Raw genomic sequence first — 21,769 nt, forward strand, 5'->3', positions numbered from 1 at the left:
TCTACCATAAGGTAGCCGTCAGTGTTGATAATGGACGGTTATCAACATCCTATCATTTAGGCCGTCTCGTGGGTATGGCGGCGGCGGAGCGGACGCGAAGGGAAGCGCAGCGTGGCGGACGACGGTCGAGATGGATATCGAGCGCGCGCGGAGAGCCAGCATGGTGGCTGATCGTCGCGCTGTCCGGCTTGGCTCTGCGTCGGCGCTGGAGGCAATCGTCGGCGAGGTGCGCATGCTCGCGCCACACCGGCAGCTGGTCGATCCCGAGATCGTTGCTGCGGCCGCCCGCGCATGGTCCGCGAACACCGTCCGGGCCTTCCTCTCCGACCTCAACGTGTGGGATGAATGGTGTCGGCGCTCGGGTGTCCGCACGCTCGATGCCACAGCGTCGACCGTCGCTGCGTTCATCAGAGCGCTTTCGGGGCAGGATGACGATATCGCGCCAGCGCGCCGAGTAAAGCGCCGTGCGGCCGCGACGATCGCCCGGTATCTGGTCCATATCGGGTGGGCGTACCGGATGGCCGAGCGCGACGATCCGACCGACGCATCGCTGGTCAGGCTCGAGCACAAGGCCGCCCGTAAGCAGCTGGGCACGCGCCAGCGGCAGGCACGGGGGCTTCGTTACAAAGGCGATGTCGTCGACCTGAGCGATCCGGCGACCGGTGTGAGCCTGTTCGCTTTGCTCAAGGCGACGCGGAAGGACATGCTCGGCGCGCGGGATCGGGCTTTGCTGAGCGTCGCCTATGACAGCGGCTGCCGACGGTCCGAGCTGGTGGCGATCAGGGTGGCCGATGTGGAAGGTCCCGACGGGGACGGATCAGGCGCGCTATTCATTGCCAGCAGCAAGACCGACCGCGATCGCGAAGGCGCTTATGCTTATCTCTCGCCTGGCACGATGCAGGCGATAGCCGAATGGCAGCGGGAAGCGCGGATCAGCGGGGGTGCGCTGTTCCGGCGGGTGGAGACATATTTCGACGGCGCGGTCAGGCGGGTAGGCGAGGGACCCCTCCACCCGAACTCGGTCACGCTCATCTACAAGCGGCTGATCCGACAAGCCTTCGACAAGAAGCTCCTTGGAGCGACGACCGAGGCTGAGGTTCAGCGGTGGATTGCAGGAGCCTCGAGCCACTCGATCAGAGTGGGCGTTGCGCAAGATAATTTTGCGGCAGGGGAAAGCCTTCCCGCCATCATGCAGGCCTATCGTTGGCGCGATCCGAAGACGGTGATGCGCTACGGTGCACGGCTGGCCGCAAAAAGCGGTTCGAGTGCACGTTTGGCCCGGCGGCTGGCCGATCCTGCGGGCACATGAGCTCGCGCAGGCTCTCGTCCTCAAGCGGGCAGCCAGGTCAGGCGCTGCCAGCCTGGCCAAAGAGAATCGCCGACCGAAGCTGGCGGGCAGCCTACCACCCAAAGGGTCTCGGCGGATCTTGCGCGACCAACCAATGTCCTGTCCGGCTTATCATCAAGGAAATCCGCGACGATCGCTAGGCGAAAGCCGAGTGCGCCGGCAGCGTGCCAGATTGCCCGGCCCGAGCATGGGTTTCAATCACTCGGTTCAAGCCAGATCGGGGTAAAGGCCCGCTATGCGACCTGTGCCTGCCAACTGCGAGACCGACTAAGCGTCGGTCCAAGGGCGGATAGGAGCCCCGCCGCTTCATCTGGGGGGAGGTCGGCGACGGGACTCTAACGAGATCGCAGGGGAGGAGTCGACCTCGCCCAACAAAAACGCTCATGGCCGCATGAAGTTCCGCAAGATGATGAAGAAGGCCCGCCGACCTAGATCGGCGGGCAGGGGAGTCATTCGCAGAAAGCCGCGACCAGGGTCGCGACTAACAGATCGTAGCGAGTCTTGCTGATAACTCAACATACGTCCTGCTCAGCGACGCGCACTCCGCGGCGCCGTTGCTATTTCAGAGCGCTCGATGTCTTCGAGAGATGGCTGCTTTGAAACAGGGGGAAGTCATGCACCCTTCGCTGATAGAGTCTCAAACTTCCTTCTATGCGCTTGCAAAACGGGTGCGATGCCGTTGCCGGCGCCACGTGACGAGGTTCTCGAGTTGCACCCGGCAATCGAGGATGAGGATAGCCGCGTCGAACTTATGCGTCCGTTCAACCTGATCGCCGATCCCGTCGAATCTTATCTCGCTCGTGACGGCGGCAATCAGGCGGCGTTTCGGGCGCACCGACGAGGACAGATTTGAGAAATCCTGCGTGCGGAGAGTTTGGTCTGCGGCCAGATCGATCGCGCCCGGCTGGTTCTCACTACTGACCGTGAGGTGACGGCAGGGAGGATCGACGAAGCCGATGAAATACGCCGTTACGCGCCCGGCGATGACGGCTTTCGACCCCCATCTCACTATGCACTCATACTGGGCAGCGCCGATCACCGCACTCGGGGTGTGCCACATGGTACGCATCGACCAGACGACATTCGGCCAACCGTGCGCATTGTCCAGGGATGCATGGCGATGCTGTATTTCAGCGTGGCCAGCGATGTTTATTAGGCAGCGCCGCCCGGCGGCGATGCCGAACTGACGCCGAGCCATACCTCTGCGGCCACAATCGTATCGAAAAACTCCACCTCACGCCGGTCTGTCAGGCGGCGTGCTTGTATGCGCGCTAGCGACTTCGTCGTGACGAAGGCGAGCTTGCGTGAGCGTACCTTCTCGGTTCCTACGAGCTGGGAGAAACGACCTACTGCTTCCTGGCTCTGAATTGCCATGCCGCGGATGTCGCAGATCGTGAGATGTTGATTGGGCAAGCAACCCAGACCCGCGACCGCCTCGGCCATGCTGAGGCTTAGCTTTTCGATTTCAGCAGGGCTGAAAAACCGCCCATCGTCAGTCGGATAAGGCCGTGGTCGGGGACCGCACAGATGTCATAATGACTCGACATACCGCCGCATCCGTTCGAAACGTAAGCGATCGGTGAAACGTGGCATCGTATTAGACGAAAGTCGAATGCCCTGGGCCGGCTGCTCAATTTTCTTCGAGGGCGTCCACCAATCCCGGTCGTTGATGGCGCCTTTTCTCATCCCCAAAAACAGCTGCTCGTTCATGCGCAGGGACAAACTCGTTCGGCTAATCCCGCCATCAGTCCGCACCGCTTTAAGCGGCACCTTTCTGCCATTGACGAGCCCAATGGCAAAGGACAGCTTCCATTATGAGCTGCTGTTCGCTGGACGCTGATCGACGCAACTGATTTCGCCAACAGAATGGTTCTTCACGGGTGCCCCCTGGCTCCAAGATGAAAGTACCATTTAAGGGAGCACAGCTGAGGGATCGCGATGCTGCCCCTGATCCTAAAAGTACGTTTCCCTGTGTTGTCCGGTCCCGTTCACGTGGTCGACGGCGACACGATCCGGGCTGGACCTAGGAACGCGAACCTGAGCTGTTGGCAGCTACGCAGGAATGCCCGAACTTTCACGAGAACGGGACACAGCAGGCGGATTGCGCCGTGTCCTAAGCCAGCACGCTGAGGGGATAAGCGCCATGGACTAAATCGCGGCGATTTCTTATCGTTTGTTAAGAAGTGCGCGCCGAAGCTCGGGTAGTATGTTGATGTGGATCATCAGGCCTCAACGGAACGCTCGGGGGCTCCCGTTAGGGCTGCGCGGCGGTTTGAGACGGAGCGCGAGGACGCTGATCGGGAACGCGCCGTTGCCATGCAGGCGAATCGCGACAGGTTGGCCAAACTTGGCTTGGTCCGGCTGTATCAAGCACCTTCTTACGGCGGACGTTAGCCTGGCATTGGGGGCTCAAATGGCTAAGTTCTTCATCAAGCTTGATGGCATAGAGCAGCGTGAAATCGAGATTGACGCCGAAACGGTTGAGGAAGCCCGCGACCGGGCGATCGTTACCTTAGGTGGCTACCTACAAGAAAACCCCAGCTATGCTGATCATCGTCAATGGCGTGTTGATATTCAGGACGCTTTGCGCCGGCACCAGATGTACATCATCGTCGCATGTGTAGAGGCAGCACCCAGGCCGAACCTAGCATCTTATGAAAGCGTGGCGGCTCACCTTCCGAATGGAAGCGGGGACGTTGCCTTGTGAGCGAGCATCGCACTCTGAACGTCTACCGTCACTGCCGCGAACCTGGCTTACCCATGAGTGGGGTTACCAAGCTGGAGCGCTGAGCTCGCGCCGGGCAGCCCGGCTCCGATAGATGCCCCTCGTTGCGTCTCACGCAGCCGATTAGCCGCGCTCAGCGAGCCGCGCCCGCCGCTGCAGCACGCGAACAACGAGATCGAGCAACTTGATCGCGAAGATCGCAGCGAGAATGCCGATGACCAAGTAAGCTACGGAGTGCGCTAGAAACCCGCCGAGCGTATCAGTGATGACGCGCGGCGTGACGAACTTCTCGCCCATGAAGTGGACGGCGTCGTTCAGCTTCACAAGCAAGGCGGCGCAGCAGGCCAACGCATATAGGGCAAGCGCGAACGCCAGCACGAGCTGGACCATTTCGCCGAGAATGAGCAGCAGCCCCCGCCCGAACACTTCCCTGGTCGAGGCCGGCTTGATCAGCACAGCTTCGGACGCAACGACCGGTGGAACTGGAGCGTCGATGGCGGGGCTCGTTGTCGCGAGAGGAAGGGGACGTCCGTTCGGATCGGTATCGGTCATGTGCGTCCCTGCTCGTTTACGTTACGATAATACCTCGCCGCCGATTCGGTTGCGTCGGAGTTCAAAGCGGGCGGCAAGCAGTGGCAGCAACCTTCTTCTCGAGCGCGTTTTAGCCGCTAACCGCGTAAAGCGTCCGTTTAGACGCCTGCGCGATCACTGACCGGGCCGTGCCAGTCCGCTATCAAGCTGGGACGGAACGCCGTCGATCCTTTCGATGCCCGCAAGCACATCGGGCCTAAGACAGGACTGGCAGGGTCCGTGCGCATTCCAAAGGCGAGTTCGGGGATCGGCGATCTGATCGTCAACGCTTGCGTCCGAGAAGCTGACGGCGGTCAGGGACATACTCCGCGAGCGCTTCCGGGCTCAGGTCCTCGTCGATCTCGGGCCAGTGGATGCCCTGGCCGGCGCCAGCCGTCCGCCACGCGGCGCGCTGGTCGATGGTAGCGCCATGACGCCGCGGATAGCGCGAGAGCGGCGCGGACAGGGCGCGACCATTGGCCAGATCGACGATCAGGTGGTCACGTTCGAAGCGGACGCCGCGGATGCTCGTCACCCTTCCATCATCCTACTCCGCTGGAAGATTGAACGCGACGGCGTCCTCGCGCCGGATTTGGCGATGGATCCCGCCGTGCAACCGGACCACGCCATGCTCGCGGACATGGGCAGCCCGCGCAGCGTGAAGCGAGCGCCGCACCGGGGCTGTTGCCGCGCTGCCGCTATCATGACAGCACTGGCTCCCTCGGTTTTCCAAGCGGCAGGAGCGAATAGCGTGGACATGCGATCGCTGCTGACAAGCGTCGTCCGCTGCAAGCCGGTGACCGGATTTTTCGCGCCAGAAGAACACGAGAGCGAGCCGCTTGCGCGCAGCTTCGGACTCTTTCAGCTCACGATGCTTGGTGTCGGCGGCACGATCGGCACTGGAATCTTTATCGCGTTGACGACGGCGGTGCCTGAGGCTGGGCCTGCGGTAACGATCTCATTCGTCATCGCCGGAATTACGGCTGCGCTGACCGCGCTCTGCTATGCGGAGCTGGCATCGGCCGTCCCGGCGGCAGGCTCCTCTTACTCTTACGCCTATGCGACTCTTGGCGAGCTTGCGGCGTTCCTGATCGGCGCGTGTCTCCTGCTCGAATACGGCGTGTCGGCATCCGCGATCGCGGTCGGATGGGGCCAATATCTGAACGAACTGATGACGGTGACAATCGGGTGGCGCATCCCCGACGCGCTTGCCAAGCCGCCAGGCAGTGGCGGGGTCGTCAACCTGCCCGCGGTGGCGCTGATCGGGCTCTGCCTGCTTCTGCTTCTACGCGGTGCGAGAGAGTCGATCAGAGCCAACACCGCGTTGGTGATCGCGAAGCTTGCCGTGCTCGCCATGTTCGTCGTGATCGCGCTGGCGCATTTCTCAGCCACCAACTTTCGGCCGTTCGCACCGAAGGGGATGATCGGGATCGGCTCGGCAGCGTCCTCGATCTTCTTCTCCTACATCGGCATCGATGCAGTCGCGACGGCGGGCGAGGAGGTGGACAATCCGCATCGGAACCTACCGCTGGCAATCATCTTCTCGCTGCTGATCGTGACTGCCGCTTATATCTTAGTCGCGATCGCCGCGATCGGCGCCCAGCCTTGGACTCGTTTCGCAGGACAGGAGGCTGGGCTCTCCGTGATCCTTCGCAACCTGACGGGGCTAGGCTGGCCTTCGCTGCTGCTGACGCTGGGCGCAACCATGTCGATCTTCAGCGTGACGCTGGTTGTACTCTACGGCCAAACGCGCATCCTCTACGCGATGAGCCAGGACGGTCTGCTGCCGGCGTTCTTCCGCAGGGTCGACCCGATCAGCAAGGTGCCGCGCCAGAACACTTGGGTCGTCGCCGCCGGCGTGGCGCTGCTCGCGGCCGTCTTTCCGCTCGACGTGCTCGTCAACCTAACCAGCATGGGGACGCTGATCGCGTTCGCGGCCGTGTCGATAGGAGTCATCATCTTTCGCCGCAGACGGCCCGGTCTCCCGCGCGGCTACCGGGTGCCATTCTTTCCGGCGCTTCCGTTGCTGAGCGCGGCGTTCTGCCTTTATCTGATCGCTAGCTTGCCGGCCGACACCTTCCTGCTGTTCGCGCTGTGGATTGGTTGCGCATGTCTGATTTACTTCACCTATTCGATCCACCGCTCTGGGCTCAAAAGCTCCAATCGATAAGGAAGCAAGCCGATGCGGGCGGCGCCTTCATGCGTGCAATCGTGTCGGCGATAGCTTCGGATCGGAATCAGCCTCTTAGGAAACAGCGTAAATCTTACGGAAATTAGCGGAAAACGAGCTCGCTAAATTGGCCACGACGTTGATCGCATCGATCGAATTCGGGATTCTCTTAATAAAATTCGCTGAGCCCTTTAAAAAAAAGATTCCAATTTCTCTGGAGCAGGCTGTCGAGCGCAGCGTTCTTGCAGCGACGGAGTAGATAAATGCAATGCTTGCACTGACGCGTTGCGCGAACAGCGCCGCTGGCCGATCTACTCTCGTCACAGGCAGCACGATCGTCGGCGCTCGCGACGGCTGTAGGAAACACGAGTGTCCTTAACGGAGAGCCCTGTTGCAATTGAGATATAATGCGATCGATCCAGACATGTTAGTCGTTGAGTTCGATACGTTGGCGTATCTTTATGTGGAGCGTTTAGTTCTGGTGGCTTCGGCCATATACTGTTGGGCCCCGGTTCGTTGAGCACGGTCGCGGGACACCCGCTACGCCTATTGGCTGGACTGGCCATAGGCTTGGCAGCCGGCATGACGCTCAGCGGATCGCCGCAAAAAGCTATAGGGCAAATACTTCTGCCGCTGGGAAGTTTGTGGCTCGACGCGCTAACAATGACCGTAGTGCCGCTTGTTTTCGGTCTGCTCGTAGTCGGGGTGGCTTCCGCCTCACGCAGCGCTGCCGCAGGCGGCACGGCTACGCGCGCGCTAGCGATCTTCGCTTTGATGTTAGCCGCCGCGTGCTTGTCCGCAGCGTTCCTCGCTGAAGGTCTGTTACAGCTGTGGCCGGTCGCGGCCGCCAACCTGAACATTGGCGGCGGACCCGCGGCGGTGGTCGCACCGGCGACATGGTATCACTCAATCATTCCGCCTAATCCCATCAAGGCGGCCGCGGAGACCGCGATGGTACCGCTGGTCGTGTTCGCCCTATTCTGCGGTTTTGCCACCGCGCGATTAGAGCCGGGATTAGCCGAGGCGTTACTGCAGCCGTTGCGCGCACTGGTGGAGGCAATGCTAGTGATTGTCAGCTGGGTCTTGGCAGCAGGACCGATTGGCATAGCCGCGCTGGCGTTTGGCGCAGGAGCCCGGCTCGGCACCGGTGTTTTCGGCGCGCTTGGGCAATATGTTGTGGTTGTCGCCGCCTGTTGCCTCGCGGCGACACTCCTCGCTTATGGTTGGGTCGCAGCGATCGGAAGCAGGTCGCCTCTGAAGTTCGCACGTGCCGCTATGCCGGCGCAAGCAGTAGCGCTCGGTACGCAATCCTCGCTCGCCACTTTGCCGGTCATGATTGAAGCGGTCGGGAGCCTTGGTCTACGGCGTGAAACCACCGGCATCGTGCTTCCGATGGCCGTTTCGCTTTTTAGGGCGGCGAGCGCGGCTGCAAACGTGGCGGTCGCCGTATATCTGTCGCACGTCTACCATGTTCCGATGGGGGTCGGTGGGCTGGTGCTCGCGGCCGCGGTGGCGGTTCCAGTCAGCCTGGGCGCGGTTGGCTTACCAGCGCAAGTCTCTTTCTTCGCAACAATCGCGCCGGTGTGTATCGCAATTGGCGTACCGGTGATGGCGCTCCCATTGCTTCTGGCGATCGAATCGATCCCGGACCTGTTCAGAACACTGGGCAATGTCACCAACGACATGGCCGCTGCCGTGGTAGCTGAGCGATGGGCGCCTCCTGAGAGGGCGACCGGTCCTACGTTTTAATCTCGCTCCGTCGTAGGCTGAAAGCGCGCGGCGCCTTAGCGCCCGGCCCCCCACCAACTAGGGGCCAGACGCCCAGCGCGCATAGACGTCGTCGTTCCTCGCGCGATTTTCCAACAGTGGTAGGGCCTCACCAGCAAGTCCGCCCGCTGCCAGACGCTCCCGCTTGATCCGCGACCGTTTCGCGCATGCCTGCCTTAGCCTATCCAATCAGCGACAGGAGGCCGACGCGTGCGCCGGCTCTCTGATGGATCAAAGGATCAAAACTTGGCGCGGATACCAGCGTAGAAGGATCGGCCTTTGTTCTCGAAAAGACCAGTATTGCCGACATTGTCGGAACTGGCCCCGATCCCCGTCGAGCCGAAGGGACCGAAGCGATCCGTCAGATTGTCGACGCCACCATACACTGCGAAGCCATTGGTAACGGCCAGCTCGGCACGAATGTCGTGATAGAAGACGTTGCCGTAAAAGCGTGGATCCGAATAATCCGGATTCTCCGGATCGGCACCATTCACCGAATAGGTGTTCTCGGCGGAGCCAAAAACCTGCCTGCCGATCCAGCGGACCTGATATCCGAACGTGACGTTGCCGCGCGTCGCTTCCAAATTCGCCGTCAGCCGGTCCTTGGGCGTTCCGGCCTCGCTCAGGATCCGGTCCGCAAGCGTAGGGTCGGTCGGATCCAAGAAGTCGTCACGTTGAAGAAAGCGCGTGTAGTTTGCGCGAAAACCGGCCGTGATGGAGCCGAATGTGTGCCGGTACGCGAGCTCAGCATCGATGCCGCGTGCCTTGAGCTTTGCGAAATTGAAGGTCGAGGCGAGCAGGGAGTCCTCGAGCACCTGAAAAGGAACTTCGCCCTGCGGCCCGCCTGTCGCGCCCGCGCGCGTGAAGAGGCTGCAGAATGGATTGTTGAGGTCCGATGCATCGTAGCAATTATTCAGGATCGTTTGGGCATCAATCGATGAAATCACCTTGTTTACCGTAATGGTGAAATAGTCGACTGTCAGCGACAGGCCGGAGGCAAACCGAGGAGTGACGACGGCGCCGATCGTATAATTGTCCGACGTTTCTTCCGTAAGATTCGGGTTTCCGCCGGAGAGAATGGATAGAGACTGCGTATAGACAAAGTCATAGGTGCCAGGCCGACCCGCGGCGGCGCAATTGGCTGCCCGCGTCGGCGATCCGGTATTCAAGTTGCGCGCCGAGCAGGGATCGTTAGGCGCTGGCGCAAAATTTTGCCCCTGCGCTGAATATAGCTCGGTCAGATTGGGCGCTCGGATTGCTCGCGTGTAGCTGCCACGCAGACGGATATCTTCGATCGGTCGCCACACGAGCTGCCCGCCATAAGAGTAGACGGTGCCGGTGGCTCCTTTGTAATCCGAGATGCGGCCCGAGCCCGTAATCGTTAGTTCCTTGAAGAACGGTTTGTCCTTCAGGATCGGTACGAGGAGTTCTCCGAACACTTCTTTTACGGCGAACGAAGGCGCGCTGAACGACGGGATTGCATTATAGAAGGCGTAGCCCTGCTGGGTCAGGTCATCCAACTCGTACTTCAACGTCTCGCGCCGATACTCGCCGCCAATCGAGAACCCTATCGGGCCGCCGGGCAGCTCGAATAGCTGGCTGAGATCGCCGGAGACGAAGCCGTTGGCAACGAACTGGGTGATTTTGCCGCTCGCGCGTGACTCAACGTTGACATAGTCGCGCGCGGCTTGACTGAGCGTCCCCTGGCCGAACGGGTTAATAGGAACGCACGCCGCCACGTCCGCAGCCAGTAGCGACGGGTTGACAGTGTTTCCCTCCGCGTCCTGAACATAAGCGATCGCGGCCGCAGGATCGACCTGCGAGCGGCAAACGATCTGTCCGGCAGCGTTGCGGGTGGTGTCGACGCCCAACAGGTAACGTTGCACGTTGACGTTGGAGATTATCAGGTTCTTCTCGTGGTGCTCGCCGTAATTGGCGGACACTTCGTAATTCCAGTCGTCGTTGAACCCGCCTCGCACGCCTGCGACCCCGCGATAGGTTTCGCGCGTGATCCGCTCGTCACGAATGCCGAAATCCAGCCAATTTCGGCGAATGGCAACGCGCGTGGCGTCCGTAGACGTCTGCCCCGCCGCGGTGCGCAATGCTGTAATCTGCGCACGCGACTGCGTTGTCAGATAAGGGTTGTCGAGGCGGATCATTTCGCGATTGAGATTGCCCGCTCCTGCGGGATCACCGAGCGTGGTCCCCTGGGCGAAGAATGGGCCGCTTTGCGAACCCTGCGCCTGGGACCGGACGTACTTCGCTTCGAAGAACGGTGTGAACGCGTCCGACACATCGAAATGGCCAAGCGCGTTGATCGAATAGCGGCTCAACCGCGGTGAAAGAGCCAGCAGTTCGCCCTCACGGCCAGAATAGCCGTTACCCCCAAGGAAGCTGCCATTTGGCGCCAAGCCGACGCGCTGACCGGTTTGTTGGGTGAGAGCCCCATCGGGCTGAAAGAAGTATACGCAGTTGTAAGCAGCGCCAGTACCATCGCGACCGCAAGCGCCGCCCGGGCTGGCGACGGAATACAGACCTCCGAGCGAGATCGTCGTGGAGCGGATGTCACGCAGAAATACGCGGTCAGCCGTGGCGTCCGAGCTCGCCCCGGTGTCGGCGTCTACAACCACCAGTCCGTCCGCTCGGTTCAGTTTAGGGCGCCCCGACGCGAAAAACTTGCCTTGACGTGCATATTCCAAGTTGACGGCGATGTTACCGCGGCCGTCGGAAAAATTCGTGCCGGCTAACGCCGAGACATATTGATTGCTGCCGTCGCCATACTGGCTGAGGCCGGATTGGCCACGCACCTGGACGCCTTGATAATCCTGCTTGAGCTTAAAGTTTACAGCGCCGGCAATTGCATCCGACCCATACACAGCCGAGCCATAGCCGGTAACGACGTCGACGCTCTCGATCAGGTCCGTGGGAAGCGTGTTGATGTCCGGCGAGACGCCACTGTTCAGCACGTCGCCCGCGACATGACGACGCCCGTTGACGAGGACGAGAGTCCGCGCCGTGCCGAGGTTACGGAGATCGATAAGATTGAGGCCGCGCGTCCCTAAAAAACGCGTCGATTGCTGTTGACTGAAGGTGGTGGCGAGCTGCGGCAGCTCATTCAAAATGTCACCGACTGAGACCTTGCCCGTCTGAAAGAGTTCGGCACCGCTCACGGTCGTGATGGGCGCGCCGGACTCTAGATTCGGGCGCCGGATACGCGATCCTGTCACGACGATTGCCGTGCTTTCGGCACCGCTTTCATCGGCGCTGGCCCTGGACGGAGCAGTTCCCGGGATACTGGGCGACGAGCCGACGGGCGGCGTATCAGCGCCCGCCGTGGCCGTTTGTGCACCAGCAACGGGAGGAAATAGAGCCAGCGTGCCTACGAGCGCGCTCGCGGCGAGGAGGGGGGTTTTGGGCATTTGGTCTCACCAAACCTGACGCGCAACGGAGCTGCGCTGATGGCGCATTCTCCCCGCGCGCCTACCGGCGCACAAACGTTAATGTAGCATTCACGTTTCGATGAGGCACTATTGATTAATAGTGTCACCGCCAAGGCACAGTTAACATTGCGGAAACATCCCGCTTTCGATAGTTTTCCGGCTTAATTACGCACTGGAAACGACCTCGTTTCGTATGCGAATCATTTTATCGCGTGGCGATCGAATTGGGCAGTATCTTCCTGGATCGTCATTCTGACCAGCCCAGCACTTCAACATTCTTATCTTATCTATCCGAGCGGTTGGGGTATTTTTCAGGTAATTTGTGATGCGGCCAAGACCGTCGTTGGTGCGCGATTAGGTGGCAACCTCGGACGCTCAATACATTTGCGCGACCAGCGAGCTCTCTCGATAAGACGCCGCTGCTGGCCAGCCCAACCTCCCCTTTAACGTCGCGGGGTTGACCCAAATGTCGACGTTTGGCGCGCTCCCTCAGTTTCCCGACTGCGGACGCTCTTCAAAAGGCAGCTGCGCAAAGTTCGCGGCTTTTGGCGCCCATTCGACCTAGCTAGCGTTCACGCCATCAGCCCGCGAACCCGTGCCGATGCTTGGGCGTCAACGTGCTTCGCCGACCCGGCCGCCGATCCCTCGCTCTCGGGCCCAAATTACGGCGGCGCTACGGCGGTTCACCCCGATCTTCGCGTAGAGGCGCGACACGTGATTGCGGACCGTGTTCCCGGACAGGTCGAGCACGCTGGCAATTGTCTTGTCATCCAGACCTTCGCAAAGCAGCTCCAGCACTTCGCGTTCGCGCTTGCTCAGCTCCGCAACGGCGGGGACCGTCGCACCGCCCGGTCCACGAAGCGTCGCCAGCTTGTCCATGATGGAGCGGCTGAACCAGCTGGCATCTTTCATCACGGCGTCGATCGCTTGCACGAGCTCAAGCTCACTATGCCGTCGCGACGTCACGTCTTGATAGAGCCAGAGCACGCATCGCTCACCTCTCACGTCGATCGCCTCCGCTGAGACGAGACAGTCGATCGGCTTGCCGTCCTTCGGCAAGACGCGAACGTCGCATGTCCGAACACCACCGCGACGCTCGATCTCTTCTTCCATCGACCGGCGCAACGCGGCGTCATTCCATAGCTGGAAATCGTCGACGCTCCGACCGACGAGTTCGCCGGCGGCGTGGCCAGACATGCGCACGAAAGCCTCGTTGACCTCGGCGATGCGGTTGTCGGGTCCGGACGTCACCACCATGGCAACGGGAGCCAGTCGGAACATGGTCGTCGAGCGATGCTCGCTCGACCTGAGGGCGTGCTCTGCCTTCCGGCGTGGTTCGAGATCCGCGAACGTAAACAGCATGCAGGGCTTGTCGGCGACCTCGATCGGCTGCCCGGCGAGAATGACCAGCCGCGTCGACCCATCCGGAAGCGGCAGCTCGGACTCGACTTGCGGGATCGTCGCGCCACTCGCGAGACGCTCCGCAACAAACGCGTGCCGTTCCGCATGCGCGAGGATGTCTAGATCGCGCAAATGCCGGCCTTCGATCGCATCGCGCGGGCAACTGCACAGATCGGCAAAGCCCGCATTGACGCGGATGAAGCGTTGATCGGAGAGCCGCACAATAAGCGCCGGTGCCGGGTTTGCCTGGAACATCGCCTCGAACCGCGCTTCCGCATCGTAGCGTTCGGACACGTCCTGAATGACGAGCGCGAGGCAGTCGGGCTCGCCGCCATCTTCGTCCATCACAACGTCGTGGACTGTATGCGTCCAGCGCGGCTCGTTGGTACCGATCGGTGCGACCTCAACCACTAGATCGGGAAAGCTCTCCCCCGCAAGCATGCGCATGATGGGATATTCCCGCTTCGTCAGGCGGTGGTGGTTTCGATAGCGCAGGCAGAAGCGCAGGCAGTAATCGTCGGCAGTTGCCCCAAGCTCCTCGAGCGACGCTACGCCGTGCATCCGCAACGCCGCGCCATTGGCATTGATCAACACGCCGGACGGATCGACGAGGATCACCCCCGCCGTGAGCCCCGACATCAGCTGTTCGAGGTGGCGAAGCGTCGGCGAACCAGGCCGCCCGATGAGATCATCCGTCATGACGCGTCAAGGTTCGAGGAGCGTGTGCGTTCCCCCTTTCGCGCTCCTAGCATACGACAAATCTACCAACACAGCCGTGACAACCAGATCAAGCACCGAGCCCCTGCTCCGAACGCGCAATGAACGTCCGGGCCGTAGGGCTGTTGATGCGGTCCAACCAACCAAGGGCGCGCGGCATTCCGCTGTGCGGCTTGGGGAAATGGAGGACATCATGGGTCTCATCATCCTTCTCATTGTCGGCGGACTCATCGGATGGGTCGCCAGCATGATCATGCGGACTGACGGGCAACAGGGCGTCGTTCTGAATGTCGTGGTCGGCATCGTGGGCGCGCTCATCGCTGGGTTCGTCGTCACGCCGCTGATCGGCGGCGCGCCGATTACGAGCGGCGTCATCAACATCCAGACAATCCTGGTCTCGCTCCTGGGCGCCATCGTCCTGCTCGCGATCATCAATCTGGTTCGTCGCGGCTCGGTTCGCTGATCGGCCGCTGACGCTCAGGATCATCGGTAGCTTTGCGTAGGCGCCGTTCCCGCCTGTCGATCGTTGGGCCGCCCAGCTCGCGACAATGGAACGTGAGTAACAGGAGAGACAGATGCACATGAAGATCTTGGTCGCCGCGATGGCGACCATGCTGGCAACGGGCGCACTCGCCCAGGCTAATACCGGCTCGCATAATCCTGTCGTGAAGGACGCGACCGCGCGCACGGCCAAGATGGCTGCCGATGGCCGCAACTCCTTCACGGAGTCGCAGGCGCGGGGCCGGATTGAGAAGGCCGGCTACGCAAACGTCGGTAAGCTTGCCAAGAATAAGAACGGCGTCTGGCAGGGCATGGCTTCCAAGGACGGCGGCAAGGTCAACGTCGGGCTCGACTACAAGGGCAACGTAACCGTCCATTGATCCCGATACTCGGAGAACGATAATGCCCAAGACAATTACGCGTCTTTTCGACGACTATAGCGACGCCACGACCGCGGTTCGTGATCTCGAGGCGTTTGGCATCGATCATAGCAACATCAGTATTGTCGCGAACAATGCGCATGGCGGTCACGGCACCGACGATCACGACGGCGTCAACGACGACGGCGATGTCACCCGCGGCACTACGACGGGTGCGCTGCTCGGCGGCGCAGGCGGTCTGCTCGCCGGGCTTGGGCTTCTCGCTATTCCCGGCCTGGGTCCGATCGTCGCGGCCGGCTGGTTGGCCGCCACGGCGGCGGGCGCCGGCATCGGCGCGGTCGGTGGCGCGGCCACCGGTAGCCTCGTGGGCGCGCTCAAGACTGCAGGCCACACCGACGAGGAGGCCAACGTCTACTCAGAGGGCGTCCGTCGCGGCGGTACGCTCGTCAGCGCCAAGGTTCCGGACGATCAGGCGGCCCAGGCCGAGGCGGTCCTGGATCGCACCCGGGCGGTCGATATGTCAGCGCGCAGTGCAGCCTATCGCGAGTCCGGTTGGACGACATTCGACGCTGACGCCCCCGCTTATACGAGCGACGAGGTCGATCGAGAGCGCGGCCGTTACACAACGGCAACAGCTTCGGATCGCTCCTGAACTAAACGTTGCGTCAGGGTGAGGTTCGCCCTGACGCATCATTCGCTTAAGACGCGCCTACGCCCTGGCGATCCGTCAGTACGGATTTCTCCCCCGGCCGACCTCATCAGCAGCAATCTTCGTCACCTGATCCGCGGGACGAGAGGCGAAAGCAGGCATGGCGCGCAGCGATCCCGAGGTAATGATGGCCACAATGCCGGCGGCATTCAGCTGACGGAGAGTGGCATTGTCGATCAGCGCCGGGGCCCGATCGCCGCCAAACGCCGTCGATCCGTGACAGCCACCGCAGGTGCCCGCAAAATGGTGTTTTGCAGCGACGAAATCCGCAGCCCGCGTCAGGGATGAGATGCGGTCCTAGGTGGCAGAGCGATGCGCGATGATGAAGATGGTCAATGCCGTCAGCATCGAGATATCGCTTCATGTCCCAATTCCATTGCTTTAAACGATCAATGTCTAACCGGCGACGGCACGAAGGGGCAATGTTGCACTACAATTAAAGGATGAGACGCCGCCGTGCACCGGCATGAGAACGAACCTGAGCGGGCCAAAAGTTGGGCGTCGGCAACAAATCAGAAAATAACGGCCGCATAGCATCTCTTCAAAGGGAATGGCTTTTGGGTTGGAATTTGCCTCACCTGTCCGGCGACCGAATGCGGCTTAGGCCGTTGATCAGAGCCGCGTCAGGTGATGGCAGTCTCATTCAATGAGAGACTGTGCGGCGAGCCAAACCTTTTGCGTTGCAAATGCTCGGCTTTCCGCTCTCAATCCATCATCGGCACCGTTTGGGAGATACCGCGTTTCACCACGCCCCTAACGGCAGGACTTTTGCGAGCTGGCCATCGAAGCCAGACGATAAGAACGGAGAGTATGATGAGGGCAAAAAGCCTAGCGCGAGTAGGCACCGGAATTTGCGGCGCGCTCCTGATCTGGTGTCAGGCCGACGCGCAAAATGCATCTGCGCCGCCACTTCCGCCAAAAACCTCGCCGATGCGCAGTGCGCCTAACGAATCCTTTCGACCGCGCGATCGGCATCTCGTTTATGTCGCGCTCCCGGGGAGCTTAGAGGCGCCGGGCTATCGGAACGGCGTCGGCGTGGTCGTGCTGGATGCCGGCAATGACAATATCTTCGTCAAACGCATCCCGACGTGGGACTATGCCGGCAGCGTGAGCCCGGAACAGGTCGCTGGCTTCACAGCAAGCGCGATCACGAACATGATGTACGTCTCGGCCCGCGGCCGGCTCGGTGCGTGGGATCTCGCGACCGACAAGAAGGTGTGGGACACCGAGCTCGACGGCAGCTGCTGCGAACGTCCCCAGGTCACCGCCGACGGCAAATATCTCGTCGTCGGGTCCGATCTCAAGGATTATTGGTACGTCGTCGATCCGCGAACCGGCAAATTGCTCCATAAGCTCGCAGCGCCGCTCAGCCCCGGTGCGCACAACCTCAATTTGAGTCCCGACGGCAAGCTGGCCTTCATGTCACCGAACAATCCGGTCATGACGATCAGCGACATCGCGACCGGTAAGCTCGTCAAGAACATCACCTTCGGCGATCATATCCGCGTGTTCGTCCTTAACCACGACGCGACCAAGATCTATTCCAATACGAATAATCTCGACGGCTTCGAGATCGCGGACGTCGCAACCGGCAAGATCACGCACCACATTGAAGTGGCGGGCGACTGGAAGACCAAGTGGAACGCGACGCCCAAGCCGCGCATCCCGCATGGCTGCCCGAGCCACGGCATCGCACTTGTCAACAACGAAACCGAAGTTTGGGTTGCGGACGGCGTAAACAATCTGATCCATATCTTCGACAACACCAAGGAAACACCGGTCGAAGTCGCAACGATCAAGCCGACGCACGGTGTCTACTGGCTGACGCCCGGGCTGGACGGCAAGCTTATCTACGTGTCCTCTGGCGACATTATTGATGCCAGGACGCGCAAAATCGTCGGCTCGATGAACGATGAATATGGCAAGCCCATGTATGCCGAAAAGCTGCTCGACATGAGCTTCCGAGACGGCAAGCTGCAGCGCGTTGTCAACCAGTTCGGCAATGGTTTTGGCGAGCAGGACAATTTGGGCAATACCAAGCCGAGGAGCTGACGATGGCGTGGCCAATGCGGGGCGCGGCGGCCCTCATGCTCCTCGCGGCGATCGGCTTTGCGCGCACGACCGCCGCCCCGCCGGCGGCGCACCTCGAGCCGATCGGAGATCCCGATCCGAAGGACAGGCAGGCGCTCGTTGCGGTCTGCGGCGCCTGCCATCCCGTCAATCTCATCGATGACAATGTCCGCTCGTATGCCGATTGGCAGGAGACGGTCCGTTCTATGGCGGAGCGTGGCGCGAAAGGAACCGACGAACAGTTCGAGCGGATCTCCAATTATCTCTACCTCTCGCTCACCGCGCTCAACGTGAACGAGGCGGCGGCCGAAGATATCGCCGCGATCCTCGGCATCCCGGCCGCCAGCGCGGATGCCGTCGTCACGCGCCGAGAGACGCGCAAATTCGCGTCCATCGCCGATCTCGCGACCGTTGCCGGGGTTCCCTCAGGACAGCTAGAGGCACGGAAGAGGAGGATCGGCTTCTGAAGGTCAGGGCTCGGCCCACTGCCTGAGAAAGTTGTGATAATGACCATGGAATTCGGCGAGCGCGGGGTCGTTTGCAAGACGCTTGGCGATACTCTGGGTTGTTTGGTCCAGAGCATGAAGCATCTCCCGGCAAACTGCATCGCGCACGAGCCGAACTCGGCCCTTTGAGCACTTCAATCGAGGCTTCGTTGAACGGATCGCGGAAATAATAGCCGCAATCGCGCATGTCATCGAGCAACTGTCGTTGCGCGTCGGGAACCACGCAGGACCAGGTTATTGCCCTGCCAACTCGTCTCGCCCGCGCCGAGGCTGATCCCTGGTATGGAGCGCACGGCGTCCGTGAGTGTGGTGAGCCCTGCCGCTGGATACCTCTTCCCCGATTCGACTGATCGCCTGCGGAGTGTCGATCAGCCCGCCCGGCAGTTTGTCGAGGCCTCGTGCATCGCTTGCCGACTGTCCGGTCACAACAATGTCGTTGGCGCGCCGGGTCTGCACCTCGGCCGCACCCGCCCGCACCCTAGGCCCAGCGCAAGACTTCGCAAGGCCATGCGCGCAGGACCGGTCTGGCAGGGCGGCTTGTTCATTCCCATCCCTTGGGTACCGCCGCCATCGCGGCTACAAAGCCCACCTTGCCGGCCCAGCCGCCAGACGAGCAGGACTCGCGCTTAAAATTTGGCGCGGAAGCCTACCGTCGTGACACGGCCGATGACGTTCCCCGAATAAGGATCGTAGCCGTTGGCGCTGTTGTAGAAGCGCGGATCGCGATCAAACACATTTGTCACGTCGAGGAAGATCTGTGTGCCGTCGAGCACTCCGCTCTTGAAGTTGTACGCCAGGTTGAGATCGATCGTGGCGTTGCCGGCGACCTTGTCGCCGCCGCTGGTCGGAATTCCGCCAGCGCTGACCAGCGGCAGGACCGTGGCGCTCGACCAGTTTCGATATCCGCCGACATAGTTGACGAATACGTTGGCCGAGACGTTGCCGATGTCCCAGCCGAGATCGCCGCGCGCCTGCGTCTTGATCGACGGGAACGTGTTGTTAAAGCCTGTCGTGTTGAGGACGCTGAAGGTCGCGCCGCCTTTGATATTCTGGTCGAACTTCGTGAAATATGTGATCGATCCGCCGAGATGGAACGTGCCCGCGTTCTGGGTCGGAATATCGTAATTTGCGCTCGCATCGAGGCCCTGAATATTCAGGTTGAGAATGTTTTGCTGTCTGACCGAGACGATGTAGTAGATCGGCGACGGGATGACCGACGTCTGCGGAAAAGAGCCTGCGACGGCGGTGATATCAGCCTGCGTGGCGCCGTTGGGGAAGAATTGCAGGTTGCTATTCAGCGCCGCGCTGTTGATTGCGTTGGAGACGCTTGTGCCGCTGATCTGGTTGATCAGCTTGTTATTAAACAGGGTTACGCTCGTCCGGAAACCGGGCAGGAAGCGAGGCAGAAAATCGACGCCGAGCGACCAGCTGATGCCCTTGCCCGGCCGTGGATCCGCCGGGCCGCCGTTCAGCGAGATGCCGTTGACGCTGGCGCCCACGGTGCACGTCGTGGCGGTGCAGGTGACTCCCGGTATTTGAGCAGCCAGCGGGAAGCTGGAGATGGGCACGATCAGTGTGGTATTGGAAGCGCCATAGCCGCTGAAGCTCGTGAGCCCGCCCTGCGAACGATCACCGACACTGGTCAATTGTGGAGCGACGAAGGAGCGCGAATAATTACCGCGCAGCTTCAGCCCGTCCACCACGCCCCACGCCAAGGCCACATGCGGGTTCTTGGTCGATCCGATGCCGCTATAGCGATCGTAGCGCCCGGAGAGACTGAGATCGAGCGACTGGACGAAGGGCAGCGCATTCGATGGACCGATGATCGGGACAAGCAGTTCACCATAAAACGATTTGACGTTCCGGCTCAGGTTGAGCTTGAAGAATTCAGAGCCCGAGGTCGAGGGGCCTGTATTGTTCGGCCGTGTCCGGTTTATGTCGAGCCCATAGTGGACATATTCAACGCCGGCGGCGATCTTGACCGCACCGCCGGGTAGATCGAACAAGGTGCCGTCGGTGCCCAAGCGAAACTGCCGGATCGAATAATACCAGCGCGATTGGGTGCTGTTGTCCGTCAACCGCGCGAGCACTGCCGCCGCGGTCCGGTTGCCGGCTAGACCGTTCCACACGTCCAGCGCATTCGCGGCGGTCAGCGGCAGCGAGGTGACGATCGTCGTCGTGCCGGGGATTGAGGGCTGGGTCAGGCTGCCGCCCGCATTGGTCGTCCCGTTCAGCGCCAGATTGGCGCAGCTGACGCATAGCCGGCCCTGATCGCCAACATAGCTGTCCTCGCGACCATACAGGCCGAGCCCCGTGATACGGAAGTTGCTGCCGATCTTATATTCGAATGTCGCGTCGGCATAATAATCGACCGCGTTGTTGAAGCTGTAGGCGCCGGGCCCGAGCAGCTCGTCGGCATCCCAGCGCACCTGCTGACGGTCGCCGGCAGCGGTGCCCGCCAACACGCCCGGCGGGTTGACGTAAAAGGGGTTGGCCTGTGCGCCGGTGCGAAAGACGGTAGCGGTCAGCGTGCCGCGCGGCACGTTCTGCTTGTTGGTGACGCGCGAATAGACGGCATCGAGGCTGACCGTAAGATTCTCGCCGACGCCCTGACGGATCTTGAGCATCGCGTTGTTGCGGATCTCGCGCGGGAAGATGTCGCCGGTCGACACCTTCTGGCAGGGCGAGTTCGCCGCGGTATTGGCGATGCTCGTCGTCGATGTCGGCGAGAGATAGATGGTCGAGACGCCCTGCGGCTGGATGGCGGCTGGCGAGCAGAAGAAGCTGCCGAAGTTCGTGCCTCCCTGGGCCGTGTGATCCCGGTTCAAATAATCACGGTCGGAGAATGCCAGCGCGCTGCGCCGCGAGTAATTGTAGGCGAGCATGACGCTGCCCGTGTCCCACTTGGTGCCCCACAACAACCCGGCATTATAGGTGCGGTAGCCGTCGCCGAAGCCGAGCTGGCCGGTGGCCATCGCGCCGTCGTAGTTGCGGCGGGTGATGAAGTTGACCACGCCTGCAACCGCGTCAGAGCCGTAGGTAGACGATGCACCCTCGGCTAGCACCTCGACCCGTTCCAGTGCGATGGGTGGGATGATGTTGGGATCGGTTAGCTGCTGCTGCTGGCTCCCGGGCGAGATGCGGTGACCATCGACCAATACAAGCGTCGAGTTGCTCGAACTGGAGCCGAGACCGTGGATCGTCGGCGCATAGAAGGAATTGCCCGCATTGCCCCCCTGGGGCGTCGAGCCTGAGCCCGTGATCGCCGGCGCGGTGCGCAGGATCTGCTGCACAGTCTGCGCGCTCGTTTGGTCGATCTCTTGCCGCGCGACGGCCATCAGGTTCGAGCCGACCGGCGCGACGCCGCGGATGCTCGTGCCGGTGACGACGATATCCTCGTCTGCTCCGGTCATCGCAACCGATGTGGTTTGAGAAGAAGCAGGGGTTTCTGCCGGTGCAGATTGC

At 61.3% G+C, this 21,769-nt stretch carries 20 protein-coding genes; 9 read left to right on the plus strand and 11 right to left on the minus strand.

Translation table 11 applies throughout. The features are described from left to right. Positions 1-52 precede the first annotated feature (52 nt). Complete coding sequence (locus Q4F19_RS21395) at positions 53-499, minus strand: hypothetical protein (protein WP_341850168.1); 447 nt, start codon at positions 497-499, stop codon at positions 53-55. An 18-nt stretch (positions 500-517) separates the two neighbouring features. Here Q4F19_RS21395 and Q4F19_RS08015 point away from each other — a divergent pair, with 18 nt between their 5' ends. After that, entirely contained in the window at positions 518-1,309 is a 792-nt protein-coding gene (locus Q4F19_RS08015) for a tyrosine-type recombinase/integrase (RefSeq protein WP_341850169.1), read from the plus strand. 688 nt (positions 1,310-1,997) lie between these two features. On the opposite strand, the gene Q4F19_RS08020 is transcribed toward Q4F19_RS08015, so the two are convergent. From Q4F19_RS08020 to Q4F19_RS08030, 3 genes are all read right to left on the minus strand, one after another. Next, positions 1,998-2,417 carry a hypothetical protein gene (locus tag Q4F19_RS08020; RefSeq protein WP_303541402.1) on the minus strand — a complete coding sequence of 140 codons (420 nt, stop codon included), beginning with the start codon at positions 2,415-2,417 and terminating at the stop codon, positions 1,998-2,000. A gap of 83 nt (positions 2,418-2,500) precedes the next feature. Beyond that, entirely contained in the window at positions 2,501-2,791 is a 291-nt protein-coding gene (locus Q4F19_RS08025) for a hypothetical protein (RefSeq protein ID WP_303541403.1), read from the minus strand. Positions 2,792-2,878: 87 nt separating this feature from the next. Beyond that, complete coding sequence (locus tag Q4F19_RS08030) at positions 2,879-3,058, minus strand: hypothetical protein (RefSeq protein WP_303541404.1); 180 nt, start codon at positions 3,056-3,058, stop codon at positions 2,879-2,881. A gap of 703 nt (positions 3,059-3,761) precedes the next feature. On the opposite strand from Q4F19_RS08030, the gene Q4F19_RS08035 reads away from it, so the two are divergent. Next, entirely contained in the window at positions 3,762-4,055 is a 294-nt protein-coding gene (locus Q4F19_RS08035; RefSeq protein WP_303541405.1) for a DUF6894 family protein, read from the plus strand. 141 nt (positions 4,056-4,196) lie between these two features. Here the strand turns inward: Q4F19_RS08035 and Q4F19_RS08040 are convergent, their stop codons facing one another. Beyond that, on the minus strand, positions 4,197-4,625 hold the full coding sequence (locus Q4F19_RS08040) for a hypothetical protein (RefSeq protein ID WP_303541406.1): 429 nt from the start codon (positions 4,623-4,625) through the stop codon (positions 4,197-4,199). A gap of 301 nt (positions 4,626-4,926) precedes the next feature. Next, positions 4,927-5,109: a DUF2442 domain-containing protein gene (locus tag Q4F19_RS08045; RefSeq protein ID WP_431312385.1), complete on the minus strand. Its 183-nt coding sequence runs from the start codon at positions 5,107-5,109 to the stop codon at positions 4,927-4,929. On the opposite strand from Q4F19_RS08045, the gene Q4F19_RS08050 reads away from it, so the two are divergent. After that, the gene (locus tag Q4F19_RS08050) at positions 5,023-6,813 is read left to right on the plus strand and encodes an APC family permease (RefSeq protein WP_431312386.1); all 1,791 of its coding nucleotides are present in this window, start codon (positions 5,023-5,025) and stop codon (positions 6,811-6,813) included. The genes Q4F19_RS08045 and Q4F19_RS08050 overlap by 87 nt on opposite strands. A gap of 549 nt (positions 6,814-7,362) precedes the next feature. Continuing rightward, positions 7,363-8,562 (plus strand): dicarboxylate/amino acid:cation symporter, encoded by a 1,200-nt coding sequence (locus tag Q4F19_RS08055; protein WP_303541957.1) that lies wholly within the window; start codon positions 7,363-7,365, stop codon positions 8,560-8,562. Positions 8,563-8,819: 257 nt separating this feature from the next. Here Q4F19_RS08055 and Q4F19_RS08060 read toward each other — a convergent pair whose 3' ends face one another. Continuing rightward, positions 8,820-11,999: a TonB-dependent receptor domain-containing protein gene (locus Q4F19_RS08060; RefSeq protein WP_303541408.1), complete on the minus strand. Its 3,180-nt coding sequence runs from the start codon at positions 11,997-11,999 to the stop codon at positions 8,820-8,822. A gap of 633 nt (positions 12,000-12,632) precedes the next feature. Then, positions 12,633-14,120 (minus strand): PAS domain S-box protein, encoded by a 1,488-nt coding sequence (locus Q4F19_RS08065; protein WP_303541409.1) that lies wholly within the window; start codon positions 14,118-14,120, stop codon positions 12,633-12,635. A gap of 211 nt (positions 14,121-14,331) precedes the next feature. Between Q4F19_RS08065 and Q4F19_RS08070 the strand changes: the two genes are divergently transcribed. The 3 genes from Q4F19_RS08070 to Q4F19_RS08080 all read left to right on the plus strand — a co-directional run bounded on the left by Q4F19_RS08070 (position 14,332) and on the right by Q4F19_RS08080 (position 15,671). Beyond that, on the plus strand, positions 14,332-14,601 hold the full coding sequence (locus Q4F19_RS08070) for a GlsB/YeaQ/YmgE family stress response membrane protein (RefSeq protein WP_303541411.1): 270 nt from the start codon (positions 14,332-14,334) through the stop codon (positions 14,599-14,601). Positions 14,602-14,713: 112 nt separating this feature from the next. Continuing rightward, entirely contained in the window at positions 14,714-15,019 is a 306-nt protein-coding gene (locus Q4F19_RS08075; RefSeq protein ID WP_303541412.1) for a hypothetical protein, read from the plus strand. 22 nt (positions 15,020-15,041) lie between these two features. Then, positions 15,042-15,671 (plus strand): hypothetical protein, encoded by a 630-nt coding sequence (locus Q4F19_RS08080; protein WP_303541414.1) that lies wholly within the window; start codon positions 15,042-15,044, stop codon positions 15,669-15,671. Between the two features lie 75 nt (positions 15,672-15,746). On the opposite strand, the gene Q4F19_RS21455 is transcribed toward Q4F19_RS08080, so the two are convergent. Next, on the minus strand, positions 15,747-16,019 hold the full coding sequence (locus Q4F19_RS21455; RefSeq protein ID WP_431312387.1) for a c-type cytochrome: 273 nt from the start codon (positions 16,017-16,019) through the stop codon (positions 15,747-15,749). 339 nt (positions 16,020-16,358) lie between these two features. Here Q4F19_RS21455 and Q4F19_RS08085 point away from each other — a divergent pair, with 339 nt between their 5' ends. Beyond that, positions 16,359-17,780: a beta-propeller fold lactonase family protein gene (locus Q4F19_RS08085; protein WP_303541416.1), complete on the plus strand. Its 1,422-nt coding sequence runs from the start codon at positions 16,359-16,361 to the stop codon at positions 17,778-17,780. Between the two features lie 2 nt (positions 17,781-17,782). Beyond that, a complete protein-coding gene (locus Q4F19_RS08090) occupies positions 17,783-18,265 on the plus strand; it encodes a helix-hairpin-helix domain-containing protein (protein ID WP_303541418.1) in 483 nt (160 codons plus the stop codon). A 3-nt stretch (positions 18,266-18,268) separates the two neighbouring features. Here Q4F19_RS08090 and Q4F19_RS21460 read toward each other — a convergent pair whose 3' ends face one another. Together Q4F19_RS21460 and Q4F19_RS08095 are read right to left on the minus strand one after the other, a co-directional pair. Next, positions 18,269-18,496: a hypothetical protein gene (locus Q4F19_RS21460; protein WP_431312378.1), complete on the minus strand. Its 228-nt coding sequence runs from the start codon at positions 18,494-18,496 to the stop codon at positions 18,269-18,271. A 434-nt stretch (positions 18,497-18,930) separates the two neighbouring features. Beyond that, a complete protein-coding gene (locus Q4F19_RS08095) occupies positions 18,931-21,717 on the minus strand; it encodes a TonB-dependent receptor domain-containing protein (protein ID WP_303541420.1) in 2,787 nt (928 codons plus the stop codon). Between the last annotated feature and the right edge of the window lie 52 nt (positions 21,718-21,769).

Source organism: Sphingomonas natans, assembly GCF_030546695.1.
GTDB classification, from domain to species: domain Bacteria; phylum Pseudomonadota; class Alphaproteobacteria; order Sphingomonadales; family Sphingomonadaceae; genus Sphingomonas_I; species Sphingomonas_I natans.

What these genes read in the sequence shown, in the direction of transcription:
- Q4F19_RS21395 (WP_341850168.1), bottom strand. Translation starts at nt 499, where the DNA reads ATGGACCAGATACCGGGCGATCGTCGCGGCCGCACGGCGCTTTACTCG.
- Q4F19_RS08015 (WP_341850169.1), top strand. Translation starts at nt 518, where the DNA reads ATGGCCGAGCGCGACGATCCGACCGACGCATCGCTGGTCAGGCTCGAG.
- Q4F19_RS08020 (WP_303541402.1), bottom strand. Translation starts at nt 2,417, where the DNA reads ATGCGTACCATGTGGCACACCCCGAGTGCGGTGATCGGCGCTGCCCAG.
- Q4F19_RS08025 (WP_303541403.1), bottom strand. Translation starts at nt 2,791, where the DNA reads ATGGCCGAGGCGGTCGCGGGTCTGGGTTGCTTGCCCAATCAACATCTC.
- Q4F19_RS08030 (WP_303541404.1), bottom strand. Translation starts at nt 3,058, where the DNA reads ATGAACGAGCAGCTGTTTTTGGGGATGAGAAAAGGCGCCATCAACGAC.
- Q4F19_RS08035 (WP_303541405.1), top strand. Translation starts at nt 3,762, where the DNA reads ATGGCTAAGTTCTTCATCAAGCTTGATGGCATAGAGCAGCGTGAAATC.
- Q4F19_RS08040 (WP_303541406.1), bottom strand. Translation starts at nt 4,625, where the DNA reads ATGACCGATACCGATCCGAACGGACGTCCCCTTCCTCTCGCGACAACG.
- Q4F19_RS08060 (WP_303541408.1), bottom strand. Translation starts at nt 11,999, where the DNA reads ATGCCCAAAACCCCCCTCCTCGCCGCGAGCGCGCTCGTAGGCACGCTG.
- Q4F19_RS08065 (WP_303541409.1), bottom strand. Translation starts at nt 14,120, where the DNA reads ATGACGGATGATCTCATCGGGCGGCCTGGTTCGCCGACGCTTCGCCAC.
- Q4F19_RS08070 (WP_303541411.1), top strand. Translation starts at nt 14,332, where the DNA reads ATGGGTCTCATCATCCTTCTCATTGTCGGCGGACTCATCGGATGGGTC.
- Q4F19_RS08075 (WP_303541412.1), top strand. Translation starts at nt 14,714, where the DNA reads ATGCACATGAAGATCTTGGTCGCCGCGATGGCGACCATGCTGGCAACG.
- Q4F19_RS08080 (WP_303541414.1), top strand. Translation starts at nt 15,042, where the DNA reads ATGCCCAAGACAATTACGCGTCTTTTCGACGACTATAGCGACGCCACG.
- Q4F19_RS08085 (WP_303541416.1), top strand. Translation starts at nt 16,359, where the DNA reads ATGGCAGTCTCATTCAATGAGAGACTGTGCGGCGAGCCAAACCTTTTG.
- Q4F19_RS08090 (WP_303541418.1), top strand. Translation starts at nt 17,783, where the DNA reads ATGGCGTGGCCAATGCGGGGCGCGGCGGCCCTCATGCTCCTCGCGGCG.
- Q4F19_RS21460 (WP_431312378.1), bottom strand. Translation starts at nt 18,496, where the DNA reads ATGACATGCGCGATTGCGGCTATTATTTCCGCGATCCGTTCAACGAAG.
- Q4F19_RS08095 (WP_303541420.1), bottom strand. Translation starts at nt 21,717, where the DNA reads ATGACCGGAGCAGACGAGGATATCGTCGTCACCGGCACGAGCATCCGC.